Annotated in this window: 14 protein-coding genes; 4 read left to right on the top strand and 10 right to left on the bottom strand. The window is 67.4% G+C overall.

The genetic code is table 11. From position 1 onward, the window contains the following. The 4 genes from DPV74_RS31280 to DPV74_RS31265 all read right to left on the bottom strand — a co-directional run. Nucleotides 1–617: membrane integrity-associated transporter subunit PqiC (locus DPV74_RS31280; RefSeq protein WP_162923184.1), on the bottom strand; the 617-nt coding region annotated here is incomplete at its 3' end. Continuing rightward, a complete protein-coding gene (locus DPV74_RS31275; RefSeq protein WP_027788344.1) occupies nucleotides 614–2,233 on the bottom strand; it encodes an intermembrane transport protein PqiB in 1,620 nt (539 codons plus the stop codon). The genes DPV74_RS31275 and DPV74_RS31280, both read right to left, overlap by 4 nt. Then, complete coding sequence (locus DPV74_RS31270) at nucleotides 2,226–2,855, bottom strand: paraquat-inducible protein A (protein WP_021156371.1); 630 nt, start codon at nucleotides 2,853–2,855, stop codon at nucleotides 2,226–2,228. Before DPV74_RS31270 ends, DPV74_RS31275 begins: the two co-directional genes overlap by 8 nt. Continuing rightward, the gene (locus DPV74_RS31265; RefSeq protein ID WP_027788343.1) at nucleotides 2,852–3,514 is read right to left on the bottom strand and encodes a paraquat-inducible protein A; all 663 of its coding nucleotides are present in this window, start codon (nucleotides 3,512–3,514) and stop codon (nucleotides 2,852–2,854) included. Before DPV74_RS31265 ends, DPV74_RS31270 begins: the two co-directional genes overlap by 4 nt. Nucleotides 3,515–3,772: 258 nt before the next feature. Here DPV74_RS31265 and DPV74_RS31260 point away from each other — a divergent pair, with 258 nt between their 5' ends. The 4 genes from DPV74_RS31260 (at nucleotide 3,773) to DPV74_RS31245 (ending at nucleotide 7,018) form a co-directional block, all read left to right on the top strand. Next, nucleotides 3,773–4,333: a cytochrome b gene (locus DPV74_RS31260; RefSeq protein ID WP_119338584.1), complete on the top strand. Its 561-nt coding sequence runs from the start codon at nucleotides 3,773–3,775 to the stop codon at nucleotides 4,331–4,333. 8 nt (nucleotides 4,334–4,341) lie between these two features. Further along, entirely contained in the window at nucleotides 4,342–4,902 is a 561-nt protein-coding gene (locus tag DPV74_RS31255) for a YceI family protein (protein WP_027788341.1), read from the top strand. A 64-nt stretch (nucleotides 4,903–4,966) separates the two neighbouring features. Then, a complete protein-coding gene (locus tag DPV74_RS31250; RefSeq protein ID WP_027788340.1) occupies nucleotides 4,967–5,548 on the top strand; it encodes a YceI family protein in 582 nt (193 codons plus the stop codon). A 192-nt stretch (nucleotides 5,549–5,740) separates the two neighbouring features. Beyond that, nucleotides 5,741–7,018 carry an MFS transporter gene (locus DPV74_RS31245; RefSeq protein ID WP_027788339.1) on the top strand — a complete coding sequence of 426 codons (1,278 nt, stop codon included), beginning with the start codon at nucleotides 5,741–5,743 and terminating at the stop codon, nucleotides 7,016–7,018. An 18-nt stretch (nucleotides 7,019–7,036) separates the two neighbouring features. Here DPV74_RS31245 and DPV74_RS31240 read toward each other — a convergent pair whose 3' ends face one another. From DPV74_RS31240 to queA, 6 genes are all read right to left on the bottom strand, one after another. After that, a complete protein-coding gene (locus DPV74_RS31240; RefSeq protein ID WP_185734111.1) occupies nucleotides 7,037–8,599 on the bottom strand; it encodes a S41 family peptidase in 1,563 nt (520 codons plus the stop codon). A gap of 204 nt (nucleotides 8,600–8,803) precedes the next feature. Further along, entirely contained in the window at nucleotides 8,804–9,754 is a 951-nt protein-coding gene (secF, locus tag DPV74_RS31235) for a protein translocase subunit SecF (RefSeq protein WP_027788337.1), read from the bottom strand. A gap of 16 nt (nucleotides 9,755–9,770) precedes the next feature. Further along, complete coding sequence (gene secD, locus DPV74_RS31230) at nucleotides 9,771–11,792, bottom strand: protein translocase subunit SecD (RefSeq protein WP_021163786.1); 2,022 nt, start codon at nucleotides 11,790–11,792, stop codon at nucleotides 9,771–9,773. A 106-nt stretch (nucleotides 11,793–11,898) separates the two neighbouring features. Continuing rightward, a complete protein-coding gene (yajC, locus tag DPV74_RS31225) occupies nucleotides 11,899–12,222 on the bottom strand; it encodes a preprotein translocase subunit YajC (RefSeq protein WP_006476868.1) in 324 nt (107 codons plus the stop codon). A gap of 233 nt (nucleotides 12,223–12,455) precedes the next feature. Then, nucleotides 12,456–13,652, bottom strand: coding sequence for a tRNA guanosine(34) transglycosylase Tgt (gene tgt, locus DPV74_RS31220; RefSeq protein ID WP_027788335.1), 1,197 nt, complete (start codon nucleotides 13,650–13,652; stop codon nucleotides 12,456–12,458). Nucleotides 13,653–13,875: 223 nt separating this feature from the next. After that, nucleotides 13,876–14,943 (bottom strand): tRNA preQ1(34) S-adenosylmethionine ribosyltransferase-isomerase QueA, encoded by a 1,068-nt coding sequence (queA, locus tag DPV74_RS31215; protein WP_119338583.1) that lies wholly within the window; start codon nucleotides 14,941–14,943, stop codon nucleotides 13,876–13,878. Between the last annotated feature and the right edge of the window lie 308 nt (nucleotides 14,944–15,251).

Below are 15,251 nucleotides of genomic sequence, written 5' to 3'. Positions count from 1 at the left end.
GCAGCCGATGCGCCACGGCGCGCGGCCATGGCACGCACGCCGGCCGCGGCTTGCGTGGCGATCACGTCGAGCGCGCGCCGGTGGCCGGCGACGAGTGCGTCGTAGCCGTCGGCGACCGGTTCGGCGACGCTCGTGCGGCAGGTCATCACGGCCTGCGTGGCGAGCGAGCGCACGCTCCACACCGCATCGACCGCCGCGCGTTTGCCCGGCCATGACTCGAAGCGCTGCACGTTCACGCTGATGCGATACACGGGCACGCCGGGCGGATAGGCGGAATTCGCGACGTCGATCGTGCCGAGCCGCGCGGCGAGATCGTCCGACAGCGCGCGGCGGATCTCGTCGGCGGGCGGCGACGCCCAGCGTTCCTGCTCGAGCACGTCGACCTGCGCGGCGTTCTTCTGCACGACGAGCTGGTTCTTCGCGACCTGCTCGGGCACGCCGACGGACGGCACCTCGATCAGGAACGCCGGGTTGGCCGGCGCGGTGCGCAGCGGCGCCGCGGCGTCGGCCGGGCTGAGCGTGTAGAACCGCGCGGGCGGCGAGCTGCACGCGGCGAGCGCGAGGGCGGCGGCAACCGCCGCCGCGCCGCTCGCGAAACCGTTCACGCGTGTCGTCATGGTTGATCTCCTGGCTTGCCCTTGAGCAGTGATTCGGGGTGACGCTCGAGGTAGTCGGCGAGCGCGTTCAGCGATTGCAGCGTGCGCGTGAGTTCCTTCAGCGCGCCGCGCACGTCGGACTGCAGCGGCGAATCCTGCTGCAGCGTCGCTTCGGCGGTCGAGAAGGTCTGCTTCGCGGCCGACAGCGTGTCGCGCGCTTCCGGCGCGACCTGCGTGTCGAGCTGCTTGAACAGCTTGTCGGCGTTCGCGAGCGCGCTGTTCAGGTTCGCGCCGATCTGGTCGAACGGCACCTTGTCGAGCTTCTTCGCGATGTCGGCGACCTGCAGCTGCAGCTCGTCGAGCGTGTTCGGCACGGTCGGCAGCTCGAGCGGCTGGCGGGCCGTGTCGATCTTCACGGCCGGTGCCTTCGGGAAGAAGTCGAGCGCGACGTACAGCTGGCTTGTCAGCAGGTTGCCGGTGCGCAGCTGGCCGCGCAGCCCGTGCTGGACGAGCCGCTCGACGATCTCGCGGCGGGCCGGTTCTCCCTTGCTCTCGATCGTTTCGCGGAAGCGCCGGCCGAGGCGTTCCGGATAGATGTTCATCGTCACCGGCATCAGGAAGTTCTTCGTCTTCGGATCGAAGTCGATGCCGATGTTCGTCACTTCGCCGAGCACGATGCCGCGGAAGTCGACCGTCGCGCCGACGGCGAGCCCGCGCAGCGACTGGTTGAAGTTCATCACGACCTGCAGCGGCTGGCCGTCCGGGTCGCGCATCGCGTCGCCCTCGTCGGACGCGAGGCGGAACGTGGTGTTGTTCGGCGCGGTCGTGCCGGAGCCCTGGTTCGGCGGCGTCTGGAACGCGATGCCGCCGAGGATCACCGTCGCGAGCGACTGCGTGTTCAGCTTCAGGCCGCTCGAATCGAGCCGCAGGTCGACGCCGCTCGCCTGCCACCAGCGCGAGTTGATGCCGACGTACTGGTCGTACGGCGCATTGACGAACACGTTGAACGTGACGCCCGTGCCGTCCTTGTCGAGCGAGAAGCCGACCACCTGGCCGACCTGCACGCGGCGGTAGTAGACCGGCGAGCCGATGTCGACCGAGCCGAGCGAATCGCCGCGCAGCACGTACTGCGTGCCTTTCTGGTCGCCCGTGACGGCCGGTGGTGTCTCGAGGCCCGTGAAATCGGTCAGCGTGTCCTGGCCGCGGCCGGCGTCGACGCCGATGTACGCGCCCGACAGCAGCGTGCCGAGCCCTGACACGCCGGTCGCGCCGACGCGCGGCCGCACGATCCAGAAGCGCGAGCCCTTGACCGCGAAGTCCTCGGCTTCCTTCTTGAGCTGCACCTGGACGAGCACGCGCGACAGGTCTTTCGACAGCTTGATCGTCTTGACCATGCCGATCTCGACGTCCTTGTACTTGACCTGGGTCTTGCCGGGCTCGAGCCCTTCGGCGCTGTGGAAGCTGATCGTGATTTCCGGGCCGCGTTCGCGCACGGACTTGATCACGAGGCCGATGCCGATCAGCGCGGCGATCAGCGGCACGAGCCAGACGAGCGACGGCAGCCAGCCGCTTTTCGTCGAGATCGTCGGATCGGGCGGCCGGGGCGCGTCGTGCTGCGGGCCTTGTGGACTATTCATGGTGATTCCCTGAGGTTTCGACTGGATCCCAGATCAGGCGGGGATCGAACTGCATCGACGCGAGCATCGTCAGGATCACGACGGAACCGAACGCGAGTGCGCCGGGGCCGGCCGTGATGACGGCGAGCGAACGGAAATGGACGAGCGCGACGGTCAGCGTCACGACGAAGATGTCGAGCATCGACCAGCGGCCGATGCGCTCGACGATCCGGAACAGCCGCGTGCGCTGCTGCGGCCGCCATGCGGTGCGGCGCTGCGCGCTGATCACGAGGATCAGCAATACGCCGAGCTTGAGCATCGGCACGAGGATGCTCGCGACGAACACGACGACGGCGAGCGGCCAGTCGCCCGACACCCAGAAATAGATGACGCCGCTCATGATCGTGTCTTCCTGCGAGCCGACGATCGACGCGGTGCGCATGATCGGCAGCAGGTTCGCCGGAATGTACAGGATCGCGGCCGCGAGCAGCAGCGCCCACGTGCGCATCAGGCTGTTCGGCGTGCGGAAATGGAGCGCGCTGCCGCAGCGCGCGCAATGCGCGTGCGGATGGTCGAGCGTCTGCACGAGCCCGCACGTGTGGCAGCTGACGTAGCCCTCGCGGGCGGCGGTCGGGATCGTCATCGGCGGGCGGCTTCCGGCAACGGGGGTGCGTCGGGCTGCCCGGGCGAGCGCCCGGCGCGCAGGTCGTCGACGATGTCCCACAGCGTGCGCGGATCGAACATCAGCACCACGGCGATCATCAGCGTGAGCGCGGCGAACGCGAACAGCGCGGCTTCCGGCACGACGCGCGCGAGGCTCACCATCTTGACGATCGTGACGAGGATTCCGAGCATGAATACCTCGATCATCCCCCACGGCCGCACCATCTCGATCGCGCGCAGCACGAGGTTGAAACCGGGCGGCACGACCCCGCGGCGGATCGGCAGCAGCAGGTACAGCAGCGCGGCCATCTCGACGAGCGGGAACAGCACGGTCGAGCAGAACACCATCACGCCGACGATCGCCATGTCCTGGCGCCACAGCGAGTCGATCGCGCCGATCAGCGTGGTCTGCACGCGGTTGCCGTTCACGTCCATTTCGAGGATCGGGAACGCCTGGGCAATCGTGAACGTGATCAGTGCCGCGAGCGCGAGCGCGCAGATCCGCTCGATCTGCGCCGCGCTGTTGCGATAAAGCAGCGCGTCGCAGCGCGGGCAACGCGCGATTTCGCGGCCGCTCAGGCGCGGTTTGTGCAACAGTGCGTCGCACTCGTGACAGGCAATCAGGTCGTATCGTTGCATGGAAAAGGCAGTTGTGCGACGGCCGGGGACACGCGTCGACGGGGCCGGAACCCGCGCCAATCTTACCAAAAGGGCCTTTTCGGCGTGTCAAGGATCGTGCGGTTTGTGACCGGCCGGTAACATGACGGGAAGCTGTCGGCCGGCTGACATGCCTGTCCTCAGAGTCCGCGCGCGTCAAAAGGTTGCGGTAGCATGGCGCCCTTGACAAGCGTCGGACGAATGGCCGGCGCGGCTGTTCGCTGAACTGAGGAATCCAGGATGGTATCGAAATCGCCGCCGGCCGTGCCGGCACGTTATGCGCATACCGCGATCGCGCTGCACTGGCTGATCGCGCTGCTGATCATCTGCGGCTTCGCGCTCGGCTGGGTGATGACCGATATCCCCGGCTTCACGCCGACCAAGCTGAAGTACTTCTCGTGGCACAAGTGGATCGGCGTGACGGTGTTCGCGCTGGCCGTCATCCGCGTGCTGTGGCGGGCGACCCACGTGCCGCCGCCGCTGCCGGCCGATACGCCGGCGTGGCAGCGCGCGGTATCGCACGGCGTGCACATGCTGCTGTACGTGCTGATGATCGTGATCCCCGTGACGGGCTACCTGTACAGCTCGGCTTCGAACATCCCGGTCGTCTACCTGGGCATCGTGCCGCTGCCGCGGCTGATCGACCCCGATCCGGTGCTGAAGGAAACCTTCAAGGCGCTCCACGTGTCCTTGAATTACATTCTGCTTTCACTCGTCGCGATGCACGTGCTCGCGGCGCTCAAGCACCAGTTGTTGGACCGCGACGGCCTGCTGTCGCGGATGCTTCCCTTTGCCAAATGAAGGATCCCATGAAAGTGTCTTTCTCCCGCTCCATGCTGACCGCGCTCGCCGCGGTGTCACTTGTCGCGTCGGGCGCGGCGCACGCCGATGTCGATCTCGCGAAGAGCAAGGTGTCTGCCGTGTCGAAGCAGATGAACGTGCCGACCGAAGGCGCGTTCAAGAAGTTTTCCGCGCAGGTGAAGTTCGATCCGGCGAAGGCCGCGCAGGGCAGCGCCCAGATGACGATCGACGTCGCGAGCTATGACCTCGGCGACAAGATGTACAACGACCAGGTCGCCGGCAAGGACTGGTTCGACGCGAAGGCTTTCCCGCAGGCGACGTTCGTGTCGTCGGCGATCGCACCGGCCGGCGGCAACAAGTACAACGTGACCGGCAAGCTGACGATCAAGGGCAAGGCCGAAACCGTCACGGTGCCCGTCACGGTCACGCAGAACGGCGCGACGCAGACGTTCGACGGCGTGCTGCCGATCAAGCGTTCGGCCTTCAACGTCGGCACCGGCGAATGGAAGGACACGTCGGTCGTCGCGGACGAAGTGCAGATCAAGTTCCATCTCGTCGCCACGAAGTAAGCGGCGAACCATCGCATCACCCGAATGCCGCGCGAGGGCGCGGCGCCGTTCCAAGGAGAAAGAGTTGAAAAAGCATCTGATGATCGCCGCGGGCGCACTGGCTGCCACGCTGTCGTTCTCGGCATTCGCCGACAGCGCAACCTACCAGTTCGATCCGTCCCACACGTACCCGAGCTTCGAGGCCGACCACTTCGGCGGCCTGTCGGTCTGGCGCGGCAAGTTCGACAAGTCGAGCGGCACCGTGACGCTCGATCGCGCGGCGAAGACGGGTACGGTCGACGTGACGACCGACATCGCGTCGATCCACACCGGCAGCGCGAAGCTCGACGAGCACCTGCAGACGAACGAATTCTTCGACGTCGCGAAGTTCCCGCAGGCGAACTACAAGGGCACGATCAAGTTCGACGGTGACAAGCCGGTGTCGGTGGTCGGCAACCTGACGCTGCATGGCGTCACGAAGCCGTTGACGCTGAAGATCGACTCGTTCAAGTGCATGCCGCATCCGATGCTCAAGCGTGAAGTGTGCGGCGTCGACGCGGTCGGCGAATTCAGCCGCGACGATTTCGGCCTCGACTACGGCAAGCAGTACGGCTTCAAGATGAAGACGAAGCTGCTGATCACGGCCGAAGCCGTCAAGCAGCAGTAATACCGCCAGCCGGGCCGGCCGCCGCGCCGGCCCGTCGCGCGCCAACCGCCGCGTTCCCGTTCCACGGGCGCGGCGGTTTTTTTGCGCGCCTATAATCGCCCGAGCGCCGCTCGCGGCGCCCGGGCAGCGCCGACGGCGCGCGCGTGGCCGCGGCCGCCTCGAACAGAACGTACAACGACAAGGAGATCGCCGATGCATGCCGTCACGCAGTCCCGTCCCATTGCCTCGTCGCCGCGCGTGTGGCGCGCGGTGGTCGCCGCGTCGATCGGCAATGCGCTCGAGTGGTTCGATCTCGTCGTCTACGGTTTTTTCGCGGTGACGATCTCGAAGCTGTTCTTCCCGGCCGGCAACGACACCGTGTCGCTGCTGCTCACGCTCGGCACGTTCGGCGTGTCGTTCTTCATGCGCCCGCTCGGCGCGATCGTGCTCGGCGCGTACGCCGACCGCGCGGGCCGCAAGGCCGCGCTCACGCTGTCGATCCTGCTGATGATGGCCGGCACGCTGATCATCGCGGTGCTGCCGACCTACGGGGCGATCGGCGTCGCGGCGCCGGTGATCCTCGTCGCCGCGAGGCTGATGCAGGGCTTCTCGGCCGGCGGCGAATTCGGCAGCGCGACCGCGTTCCTCGCCGAACACGTGCCGGGCCGGCGCGGCTTCTTCGCGAGCTGGCAGGTCGCGAGCCAGGGGCTCACGACGCTGCTCGCCGCCGGCTTCGGCACCGTGCTGAACGCGCAGCTCTCGGCCGAGCAGATGGCGTCGTGGGGCTGGCGCGTGCCGTTCTTCTTCGGCCTGCTGCTCGGGCCGGTCGCGTACTACATCCGCACGAAGGTCGACGAGACGCCCGAATTCCTCGCGGCGGAAGGCACCGCGAACCCGCTGCGCGACACGTTCGCGTCGCACAAGGCGCGTCTCGTCGCCGCGATGGGCGTGGTCGTGCTCGGCACCGTCGCGACCTATCTCGTGCTGTTCATGCCGACCTACGGCGTGAAGCAGCTCGGCCTCGCGCCGTCGGCCGCGTTCGCGGCGATCCTCGTCGTCGGCGTGATCCAGATGGTGTTCGCACCGCTCGTCGGCCACTGGTCGGACACTTACGGCCGCGTGCGCGTGATGATCGCGCCGGCGATCGGCATCCTCGTGCTGATCTATCCGGCATTCGCGTACCTGGTCGCCCATCCGGGCTTCGGCACGCTGATCGCCCTGCAGGTGCTGCTCGCATTCCTGATGACGGGCTACTTCGCGGCGCTGCCGGGTTTGTTGTCCGAAGTGTTCCCGGTGCAGACGCGCACGACCGGGATGTCGCTCGCCTATAACGTCGCGGTGACGATCTTCGGCGGCTTCGGGCCGTTCATCATCGCGTGGCTGATCAAGGCGACCGGGATGAAGACGGCGCCGAGCTTCTACCTGATGTTCGCGGCCGTGCTGAGCCTCGCGGCGCTGGTCGTGCTGCGCCGGCGGTTCGGCTTCCGGTAACGGGGCAGGCGGCGCGCGTCAGTTGCCGGCGCGCTCGCACACGGGCTGCGCGGGCATCAGTTGCGGCTTGGCGTCGATGGTTCGCACGGGGCGCCCCGCGAGCGCGGCAAGGGCCTGCCCGAGCTGCCAGTCGGAGGCCGTGCCGAACTCGCGCTGCGGCAGCGCCGCGCTCTTCGCCGAGTCGATCTTTGCAAGCGCACGCTGCTCGCGCAGCTTCTGCCGCTCCTTGCGCACCTTCGCGAACGGGTCGGGCGCCAGCCGGTCCGCATACGGCGCGCGCGGGAGATCGGCTTCGCGGTACCACAGCAGCACGCCGTCGACGTCCGAGTCGCGGCGCGGCGGCACCAGCCAGTCCGGTACGACGCCGTAGCCATCCATCGGGCAGCCGTTCGGCCGCAGGTTGCGCGCGAACGTGAAATTCAGGCGCGTACCGTCGATCAGGTCGACGCCCGTCTGCGCGAGCCCCTTTCCGTAGGTCGGCATGCCGAGCAGCTTCGCGCGGCCGAGATCCTTCAGCGCCGCCGCGGTCGCTTCGGCGGCCGACGCGCTCTGTCCGTCGACGAGCACGACGAGCGGCACGGTGCGCCACCAGTCGTCGGCCTGCAACGGCGCGAGCGGATCCTGTCCGTGCATGACCGGCAACGCGTAATCGGGCCAGTTGGTCGTGTAGCGGCGCCGGTTGGCGTCGCCGCGCTCGACCGTCACCATCGCGGTGCGATCGCGGCCCGCGTACAGCGCGGTGATGCCGATCGCCGCATTGAGCGCGCCGCCGCCGTTGATGCGCAGGTCCAGGATCACGCCTTTCACGGGCGGCCCCGCGCGGCGTGCGGCCTGCACCGCGTCGATGTAGGCGCCGACCGCGGGTTCCGGAAAGCTCGACAGCCGCGTGTACAGGATGTCGCCGGCGAGCCGTTTCGCGGTCGCAGGGTGCGGCTTGAGGATCGTCCGCACGGGCGCGAAGCTCAGCATCGCGTGCGACGGGCCGCGCTGTACCGTGAGCTTCAGCGGCACACCCGCGTCGCCCTTGGCGAGTTTGGTCAGGTCGGCGGCATCGATGCCGACGACGCTCGTATCGTTCATCGCGACGACGAGATCGTCGGGGCGCACGCCGGCCTGTTCCGCGGGCGCGTCGGGAATCACGTCGACGATGTGCAGCCCGTCGGGCCGCGTCTCGAAGACGATGCCGATGCCGGGCGTGCCGTCGCGCGCGCGCCGTTCGTCTTCGCGCCGCTCCTGCTCCTCCTTCGCATCGAAGAAACGCGCGTACGGCAGCGTCTTGATTCCCGCGTGGGTCGTGGCGTCGAGCAGCGCGCCGATGTCGACGTCGGTCAGGTGCTGCCGCTTCAGGACTTCCACCGCCGCCTTGAGCTCGCAGATCTGCGGCTCCCAGTCGGGCGGGCAGGGCGAAGGCGGCCGGGCGGTGGCGGGTGAGGCGGATGACGAGGATGAGGCGGCGGGAGCAGAAGCGGGCGGGGCGGGTGCCGGTTGTTGCGCACGGACCGGTGACGCGCACGGCAGGAACGCGGCCGTGACGGCTGCGCAAACGGCAAGGCGAAGAACGGCACGCGTAGAAGGCATCATCGGGACCGCACGTTGGAACGGAGGGCGAAGGTGCTGTCCCGCCGGCGCACGGCCGGCGGGACGGTCACGATTGTAGCCGACGCGAGTGACGAGGCAGGGCGAGCGGGCTGCGCGTTCCGCGCCGGCGGTACGGGCGAACATACGGGCGAAAAAAAACCGGCCCAACCGGGCCGGCTTTTCGTCTGTGCCGAAGCAGCGTGGCGCTTAAACCTGCGCGCCTGCGTTGGGATCGTCCGGATCGTGCGCGGTCTTCTTTTCCTTGATCAGGTCTTCGCGCTTGATGCCGAGCCACATCGCGAGCGAGCCCGCGACGAACACCGACGAGTAGATGCCGAACATGATGCCGACCGTCAGCGCGAGGGCGAAGTAGTGCAGCGTCGGGCCGCCGAAGAAGAACATCGACAGCACCATCATTTCGGTCGACGTGTGCGTGATGATCGTACGCGACATCGTGGTCGTGATCGCGTGGTTGATCACTTCCTGCACGGTCATCTTGCGTTCGCGGCGGAACGTTTCGCGGATCCGGTCGAAGATGACGACCGACTCGTTGACCGAGTAGCCGAGCACCGCGAGGATGGCCGCGAGCACCGCCAGCGAGAACTCCCACTGGAAGAACGCGAAGAAGCCGAGAATGATCACGACGTCGTGCAGGTTGGCGATGATGCCAGCCACCGCGTACTTCCACTCGAAGCGGAACGACAGGTAGATCACGATGCCGATCACGACGCACGCGAGCGCGAGCAGGCCGTCGGTCGCGAGTTCGCGGCCGACCTGCGGGCCGACGAATTCGACGCGTTGCAGCGTGACGTCCGGGCTCTGTGCCTTCAGCGCGCTCATCACCTGGTCGCTCTGCTGAGCGGACGTGAGGCCTTCCTTCAGCTGCAGCCGGATCAGCACGTTGCGCGACGTGCCGAAGTTCTGCACCTGCGCGTCGACGTAGCCGAGCTTGCCGAGCGTCGCGCGCACGGGTTCGAGTTCGGCCGCCTGCTGGTACTGCACCTCGATCACCGTCCCGCCGGTGAATTCGACGGACAGGTGCAGCCCGCGGTGGAACAGGAAGAACACGGCGGCGAGGAACGTGACCAGCGAGATCACGTTGAACACCAGCGCGTGCCGCATGAACGGAATGTCTTTACGGATGCGGAAAAATTCCATGGTCTTCTCCGGGGCCTTATTGGGTCGAGCCCGGTTTCTTCGGCGACACGCCTTGCTGCGCGCGGTTGCGCAGCTGCGGCTTGCCGGTGCGCGGCGCGTTGCCCTTCGCGGGCGCGGCGAGCTTCGCGGCACGCGCGGTGTCGGTCGCATCGTCCGCCTCGGCGAACGGTGCGGCGGCAGCGGCGCCTTCCGGCTTCCACACCTGGCCGATCGCGAGCGACTTCAGCTTCTTGCGGCCGCCGTACCAGAGGTTGACGATCCCGCGCGAGAAGAACACCGCGGAGAACATCGACGTCAGGATACCGAGGCAGTGCACGATCGCGAACGCGCGAACCGGGCCCGAGCCGAACGCGAGCAGCGCGAGGCCGGCGATCAGCGTCGTGACGTTCGAGTCGAGAATCGTCGCCCATGCGTGCGCGTAGCCCGACTGGATCGCGAGCTGCGGCGGCTGGCCGGCGCGCAGTTCTTCACGCACGCGCTCGTTGATCAGCACGTTCGAGTCGATCGCCATACCGAGGGCGAGCGCGATAGCGGCGATACCGGGCAGCGTCAGCGTGGCCTGCATCAGCGACAGCACGGCGACGAGCAGCAGCAGGTTCACCGACAGGCCGATCACCGAGATCACGCCGAACAGCATGTAGTACGCGATCATGAACACGGCGATCGCGCAGAAGCCCCAGATCACCGAGTGGACGCCCATCTTGATGTTGTCGGCGCCGAGGCTCGGGCCGATCGTGCGTTCCTCGATGATGTCCATCGGTGCGGCGAGCGAACCGGCGCGCAGCAGCAGCGCGAGGTCGGCTGCGGCCTGCGGCGTCGGCTGGCCCGTGATCTGGAAGCGGTCGCCGAGCTCAGACTGGATCGTCGCGACCGTCAGCACCTCGCCCTTGCCCTTCTCGAACAGCACCATCGCCATCGGCTTGCCGATGTTCTCGCGCGACACCGCGCGCACCGAGCGGCCGCCCGCCGAATCGAGGCGGATGTTGACCGACGGACGCTGGTGATCGTCGAAACCGGCCGATGCATCGATGATGCGGTCGCCCGTGAAGATCACTTCCTTCTTCAGCAGCACGGGCGCCTGGTTGCCCTGCGTGAACAGTTCTTCGCCCGGCGGCACCGGGTCGTTCGGGTTCGGGTGCGTGTTGATCGGGTCGGCGAGGCGCGCCTCGAGCGTCGCGGTGCGGCCGATGATGTCCTTCGCCTTCGCGGTGTCCTGCACGCCCGGCAGCTCGACGACGATACGGTCGCTGCCCTGCTGCTGCAGGATCGGCTCCGATACGCCGAGTTCGTTCACGCGGTTGTGGAGCGTCGTCAGGTTCTGCTTGAGCGCGGCGTCCTCGACGGACTTCTGCACGGCCGGCGTAAACGTGCCGACGACCTGCGTGCCGCCGCCGCCGGGCTGGGTCGCCCATTGCAGTTCGGTGATCGACAGCGCGAGCACCTTGCGGGCGTCTTCCGCCGTCTGCGCATCGCTGAAATTGACGACCACGGACTGGTCGACGCGGCTCACGCCGCCGTCGCGGATGTTCTTGTCGCGCAGCAGCGTGCGCGCGTCGGACGCGTCGGAATCGAGCTTCTTCGTGAGCGCGCCCGTCATGTCGACCTGGAGCAGGAAGTGGACGCCGCCACGCAGGTCGAGGCCGAGATACATCGGCAGCGCGTGCAGCGCGGTCAGCCAGCGCGGCGACGCGCTCTGCAGGTTCAGCGCGACGACGTACTGCGGATCGTTCGGGTCGGCGTTCAGCGACTTCTGCAGCAGGTCCTTGACGCGCAGCTGCGTATCGGTGTCCTTCAGGCGCACGCGGATGTTCGCGTTGGTCGCCGTGTTCTCGAAGGTGACGTCGTCCGGCGTGATCTGCGCGGCGGCGAGCGCCGATTCGACCTGGGTCAGCGTGGTCGAGTCGAGCTTGACCGTGGCCTTGCCGCTCGACACCTGCACCGCCGGCGCTTCGCCGAAGAAGTTGGGCAATGTGTACAGAAGGCCGATGGCGAGCGCCACGACCATCACGACATATTTCCAGAGTGGATAACGATTCATGAGGGAGCCGAACGGGTGGTTGGCGTGAAAGCGTCGCGTCCGGCGCCGCGGCGGCCCGCTCTCTCAGGCGGGCACGGCGCGGGGTGCCGGACGCTCGGTGAAGGGCTTACAGCGACTTGATCGTGCCCTTCGGCAGAATGGTCGTGACCGCGGCCTTCTGCACGGTGATTTCGGTGCCTTCGGCGATCTCGACGCCGATGTAGCCTTCGGTGACCTTCGTCACCTTGCCCACGAGGCCGCCGCTCGTGACGACTTCGTCGCCCTTGGCCATGGCCGCGAGCATGTTGCGGTGCTCCTTCTGACGCTTCATCTGCGGACGGATCATGATGAAGTAGAGCACGGCAAACATCAGGATGAGCGGCAGGAAGCTCATCAGGCTCGATTCGGCGCCACCGGCACCTTGCGCGAACGCGTTGGAAATGAACGGCACGTTGGTCTCTCCGTAGGGGAAGATCGAAAAATAAGCCGGTTATTCTACCACCGGCCCCATGCGCAAACGGCTCGGCAAATGCGCTTTCGGATCAAGCTGTTAAAGCGCGAACCGGTACCGTTGCGACTCGTTTGGAAAGGCAATTGTAATGTTTGGCGGCCGGATTCGACAGTTGGGACGCGTTATTTAGTACTTGTCCTATGTGACGGGCCGCGGCGCGGGCAGCCGGCCCGTCAGTCGACGCCTCTCGCGCGATCCTCCGCGAAGCGCTGGCGGAACGCGTCGAACGTGTGAGTCTCGATCGCGTCGCGGATCTCGCTCATCAGCTGCAGGTAGTAGTGCAGGTTGTGGATCGTGTTGAGCTGCGCGCCGAGGATCTCGCCGACGCGGTGCAGGTGATGCAGGTAGCCGCGCGAGAAGTTCTGGCACGTGTAGCACGAGCAGCTCGCGTCGAGCGGCTTCAGCGAGTTCTTGTGCGTCGCGTTGCGGATCTTGACGTCGCCGAAGCGCGTGAAGAGCCAGCCGTTGCGGGCGTTGCGGGTCGGCATCACGCAGTCGAACATGTCGACGCCGTTCGCGACGCCCTCGACCAGGTCCTCCGGCGTGCCGACACCCATCAGGTAGTGCGGCTTGTTGGCCGGCAGCTTCGGGCCCACGTGGCGCAGCACGCGCATCATGTCTTCCTTCGGCTCGCCGACCGACAGCCCGCCGATCGCGAGGCCGTGGAAGCCGAGTTCCGCGAGGCCCGCGAGCGATTCGTCGCGCAGGTCCTCGAACATGCCGCCCTGGACGATCCCGAACAGCGCGTTCGGGTTGCCGAGCCGGTTGAATTCGTCGAGCGAGCGCTTCGCCCAGCGCAGCGACATGCGCATCGAGTCGGCCGCTTCCTTGTGCGTGGTCGGCACGCCGTTGGTCGCGTACGGCGTGCACTCGTCGAACTGCATCACGACGTCGGAGTTCAGCACCTTCTGGATCTGCATCGACACTTCCGGCGACAGGAACAGCTTGTCGCCGTTGATCGGCGACGCGAACGTGACGCCGTCCTCGGTGATCTTGCGCAGGTCGCCGAGCGAGAACACCTGGAAGCCGCCCGAGTCGGTCAGGATCGGCTTGTTCCAGCCCATGAAGCCGTGCAGGCCGCCGTGCGCGTCGATCGTGTCGAGGCCCGGGCGCAGCCACAGGTGGAACGTGTTGCCGAGAATGATCTGGGCCTTGATCTCGTGCAGCTCGCGCGGCTGGATCGCCTTCACGGTGCCGTACGTGCCGACCGGCATGAAGATCGGCGTCTCGACCACGCCGTGATTGAGCTTCACGCGGCCGCGGCGCGCATGGCCGTCGGTCGTCAGCAATTCGAATTCGAGCCCGTTTGCGGGGCGATCCTGCACGGGGGCGTGTGTATCGTGCGTATCGTGGGATGAACCTTCGGTCATCGCTTTATTCTCCTTGCCACCGGAGAACAGTCCGGCGCATGTTGGAAACGCCGCCGGCAGGCCGGCGGCGGGGAAAAACAGGTGCGCGCCATCGTAGCGCGTACCGCGGGAAAAGGGGCAACCGCGGGGGCAACCGCGCGGAGACAACCGCGCGGCGTGCGGCAGCGCGAGGCGCAACGGCCGCTGAGCAATCGCGGGCCGCTGCATTTTCGCGCCTGTCGTGCTAGGCGCGCGGCGTCTCCGGCGTGTCGCGCCGCGTGAGCAGCATCGCGTCGCCGTAGCTGAAGAAGCGGTAGCGTTCGGTGATCGCGTGACGGTACGCGGCCCGGATCGTCTCGACGCCCGCGAACGCGGACACCAGCATCAGCAGCGTCGACTTCGGCAGGTGGAAGTTCGTGACGAGCCGGTCGACCACGCGGAAACGATAGCCCGGCGTGATGAAGATGTCGGTCTCGGCCTGCGTCGCCGCGAGCGGGCGGCCCGCTTCGTCGGCGGCGCGCGCCGCGGCTTCGAGCGCGCGCATCGACGTCGTGCCGACCGCGATCACGTTGCCGCCGCGCGCGCGGGTCGCGGCGATCTTGTCGACGAGCGACTGCGGCAGGTCGTACCACTCGCTGTGCATTTTGTGCTCGGCGATGTTGTCGACGCGCACCGGCTGGAACGTGCCGGCACCGACGTGCAGCGTCAGCGTCGCGCGTTCGACGCCCATCGCGTCGAGCCGGTCGAGCATCGGCTGGTCGAAGTGCAGGCCGGCCGTGGGTGCGGCGACTGCCCCCGGATTGCTCGCGTAGACGGTCTGGTAGCGCGTCTCGTCGGTCGCGTCCGGATCGTGCTCGATATAGGGCGGCAGCGGCAGGCGGCCGTACTGCTCGATCAGATCGAGGCACGGCTCGGGGAAGATCAGCGTGAAGAACGGCTCGACGCGCTCGCCGACGGTCACGTCGAACGCATCGGCGAGCCGCAGCGTCGTGCCGGCACCCGGCGACTTGCTTGCGCGGATCTGCGCGAGCGCCGTGTGCGTGCCGGTCACGCGCTCGACCAGCACCTCGATCTTGCCGCCGCTGGCCTTCTGGCCGAAGAACCGCGCCTTCAGCACCTTGGTATCGTTGAACACGAGCAGGTCGCCGGGCGCGATGCACGACGGCAGCTCGGCGAAGCGGCGGTCGGCGAGGCGTGCGGGCTCGACGGTGCCGTCGACCTCGAGCAGGCGGCTCGCGGTGCGGTCGGGCAGCGCGGTTTGCGCAATCAGCTCGGGCGGCAGATTGAAATCGAAATCGGAAAGCGTGAACATGCGGGCTGGTTCGAAACGGCCGGCGGGCGCCGCCGACAGGGCGGAAACGCATGAATGGGGCGCGCGAGCCGCTATGATGGCGGGATGCGCGGCCTGGCCGGCGTCGTTCGTTCGGACGACGTGAAAGCCGCTATTGTACTTGCCTTGCGAAGCACCCAGACGATCCGATGCCTGTGTCACCACGCCGTTCCTCCGCTGCCGTTGCCGATTCCGCCGATCCGTTCGACGCGGAGGATGCTGCGCCGCCCGTGCACGACACGGCGGCGCGCGCCGTGCCGCGCCGTGCCGGCCCGAAGCGCGGCGCCGAC

This window comes from Burkholderia sp. HAN2018 (assembly GCF_024704855.1).
GTDB classification, from domain to species: Bacteria; Pseudomonadota; Gammaproteobacteria; order Burkholderiales; family Burkholderiaceae; genus Burkholderia; species Burkholderia cepacia.
The sequence above is the reverse complement of the archived record's forward strand: the minus strand, read 5'-3'. Positions and strand labels throughout refer to the sequence as shown.

Excerpts from the sequence above, each read along its gene's own strand:
- DPV74_RS31260 (WP_119338584.1), top strand. The coding sequence starts at position 3,773 with ATGGTATCGAAATCGCCGCCGGCCGTGCCGGCACGTTATGCGCATACC.
- DPV74_RS31270 (WP_021156371.1), bottom strand. The coding sequence starts at position 2,855 with ATGACGATCCCGACCGCCGCCCGCGAGGGCTACGTCAGCTGCCACACG.
- DPV74_RS31275 (WP_027788344.1), bottom strand. The coding sequence starts at position 2,233 with ATGAATAGTCCACAAGGCCCGCAGCACGACGCGCCCCGGCCGCCCGAT.
- DPV74_RS31255 (WP_027788341.1), top strand. The coding sequence starts at position 4,342 with ATGAAAGTGTCTTTCTCCCGCTCCATGCTGACCGCGCTCGCCGCGGTG.
- secD (WP_021163786.1), bottom strand. The coding sequence starts at position 11,792 with ATGAATCGTTATCCACTCTGGAAATATGTCGTGATGGTCGTGGCGCTC.
- DPV74_RS31265 (WP_027788343.1), bottom strand. The coding sequence starts at position 3,514 with ATGCAACGATACGACCTGATTGCCTGTCACGAGTGCGACGCACTGTTG.
- DPV74_RS31240 (WP_185734111.1), bottom strand. The coding sequence starts at position 8,599 with ATGATGCCTTCTACGCGTGCCGTTCTTCGCCTTGCCGTTTGCGCAGCC.
- tgt (WP_027788335.1), bottom strand. The coding sequence starts at position 13,652 with ATGACCGAAGGTTCATCCCACGATACGCACGATACACACGCCCCCGTG.
- DPV74_RS31245 (WP_027788339.1), top strand. The coding sequence starts at position 5,741 with ATGCATGCCGTCACGCAGTCCCGTCCCATTGCCTCGTCGCCGCGCGTG.
- secF (WP_027788337.1), bottom strand. The coding sequence starts at position 9,754 with ATGGAATTTTTCCGCATCCGTAAAGACATTCCGTTCATGCGGCACGCG.
- queA (WP_119338583.1), bottom strand. The coding sequence starts at position 14,943 with ATGTTCACGCTTTCCGATTTCGATTTCAATCTGCCGCCCGAGCTGATT.